This is a genomic window from Mesorhizobium sp. M8A.F.Ca.ET.021.01.1.1 (genome assembly GCF_003998025.1).
Taxonomy (GTDB): Bacteria; Pseudomonadota; Alphaproteobacteria; order Rhizobiales; family Rhizobiaceae; genus Mesorhizobium.
Map to the genome: position 1 here is coordinate 1 of NZ_RZSJ01000748.1, position 2,505 is coordinate 2,505.

The 2,505-nt window shown below is 59.4% G+C and carries 1 protein-coding gene and 1 pseudogene; both read left to right on the forward strand.

The window, feature by feature from the left end:
* Positions 1–347, forward strand: a pseudogene (locus EOA36_RS33235) (ABC transporter ATP-binding protein); the annotation flags it as partial.
* A 969-nt stretch (positions 348–1,316) separates the two neighbouring features.
* Positions 1,317–2,505: glycosyltransferase family protein (locus tag EOA36_RS33240; protein ID WP_127280989.1), on the forward strand; the 1,189-nt coding region annotated here is incomplete at its 3' end.

The window sequence follows — 2,505 nt, forward strand, 5'->3', positions numbered from 1 at the left end:
AGGTCATCAACCTGTTGATGGACCTGCAGCGCGAGATGGGCATCGCCATCCTGTTCATCAGCCATGACATGGCCGTGGTCGAGCGCATCGCGCATCGCGTTGCCGTCATGTACCTGGGCGAGATCGTCGAGATCGGCGACCGCCGATCGGTCTTCGGCAATCCTCAACACCCTTATACGCGCAAACTGCTTTCGGCGGTTCCCGTCGCCGATCCGGCGCGACGACCGGTTGGACGCGAACCGATGTCGGATGAGATTCCCAGCGCGGTACGCGGCGTTGATTTTGTTCCGGTCCGTCTACCCATGAATGCCGTTTCGCCCACCCATTTCGTGCGCGAGACGGCCTGATCGGACCGCCGTGACGGTGCTTGGCGCAAAAAAGCCGGCAGCCTTGGGGCCGGTATATGTATCCGGAATGTTGATTTTACTGAGGTTTTCGTGAGCCAAAATCGGAAATCTTTCCGTGCCGTTCCGTATGGTTCCGAGACAGCCTAAAAGTGGCAGGCATAGGCGGACCGCGAAACGGGAATGATGCCCAGCCGATTGTTTCCAGAACAGCCAAGCTATTGATCCAGCTGTATTTTTTGTTTATGGCGCAACGCCAGCCGCCCACCTCGCGCCCAAGTTCGCATAGACGCGCGGATCACGGACCCGGTCCTCGAGGGCAGCCAGCGCCGGGTCATCGAACTGCCAGCCCAAGAGAGAATTGGAGGCCATGGCGATCCACAAGCACCTGGTCTTGCACACGCCCTCCCGCGGGCGCTGCGTTGTGAGCGACGGCATCCACTCGATTCTTGCTGAAATTCCAGCTAGCCTAGGCGACAAATGGCTCAGTTCTGGTCGATGAATGACAATCAGACCGCCCGTCAAGAGATTGATGGGCAGCACCTTTGGTCCCCAAGACCGAGAGCAATGGCGCGCGAAATGAGTTCTACAACAAAATGGGCCGTGCGACTTCCGGCGACCGATCAATTGGCTATATGGGCAGGATAATTCGCCTTCACCGCTCCGAAATCAATGGAGTTCGGAGACACCGGAACTTTTTGGAATCAAGAGGGATGATTTCTGCCGATCTTTTGGATACCACGTTCCCCTTCGATCCAGACACCAACAGGGCGTCTCGGCCCGCTCCCGCCGAGGCGATATTCGTCATCCAACAAGTTTCGGACTCAGGCAATCGGAAAGCCTGCCTGACAGGCACACCACGGAAGCAATACAGATCGAAAATGGCGGCCTCATTTTTCAGAACCAGGATGCTTTCGAAGCCGGCGCGCCGCTCACGGTCCTCAAGGCGAGAATTCTAAGAGACGTTCAACAATGACCCAGCACGCAGAAAACGCTCGAATTCTCATGTACAGCCACGACACGTTCGGGCTCGGCCACTTGCAGCGCTGCCGGACTATCGCGCATTCGCTGGTCGAGGATTTCCGCGGACTTCAGGTGCTTATCATTTCGGGTGCGACCATCGCTGGCGCCTTCGACTACCGGGCCCGTGTCGACTTCGTGAAGATCCCCAGCGTCATCAAGTTGCGCAACGGCGAATACACCTCGCTGGAAAAGGATATCGACCTGCATGAGACGCTCAGGATGCGCCAGTCGATCATCCGCCATACGGCCGAGACCTTCCGGCCGGATATCTTCATCGTCGACAAGGAACCGCTCGGCCTGCGCGGTGAGATTGAGGATACGCTGTCCTACCTCAAGACGCGGGGCACCACGCTGGTGCTTGGCCTGCGCGAGGTGATGGATGCGCCGCACCTGCTCGAGGCAGAGTGGGCGCGCAGGGATGTGATGCGCAAGATAGGCCTGTTCTACGACAAGGTCTGGGCCTATGGCCCGCCGGATTTCTACGATCCGTTGACCGGCTTGGATGTGCCGCCGGCTGTCAGGGCAAAGATGAGGTTCGTCGGCTTCCTGCAACGGAGCCTGCAGCGGAACGAGTTGCCTGGCCACCGGCCCGAGGGCGACTATATCCTCGTTACCACCGGTGGCGGCGGCGACGGTGCCGAATTGATCCACGACGTCATCGATGCCTATCATCAGGATCCGCAGTTGCAGCACAGGGCGCTGATCGTGCTCGGGCCTTACATGCCGGCGCGCAAGCGCAACAAGCTGCTCAGGAGGGGGTCCAAGATCCCCTACATCAAGATCATCGAGTTCGACAATCGCATGGAAGACCTGATTGCCGGCGCCAAGGCGGTAGTGGCGATGGGTGGTTACAACACCTATTGCGAGATACTGTCTTTCGATAAGCCGGCGCTGATCGTGCCGCGCATAGAGCCCCGCCAGGAACAGCTGATCCGCGCTCGGCGCGCAGCCGAACTCGGCCTCATCGAGATGCTTTTGCCGGAGGAAGCCAAGGACTCCCAGCGGTTTGCCGATGCACTGGTGGCGCTGCCGGACCGGTCCCGCCCCTCACAGAGTAATCCGCATCTGACGCTGGAAGGGCTGCCGCATATTTCCGAGATTGTCGCGGAACTGCTGGACCGGCGGGCCGGCCATCACC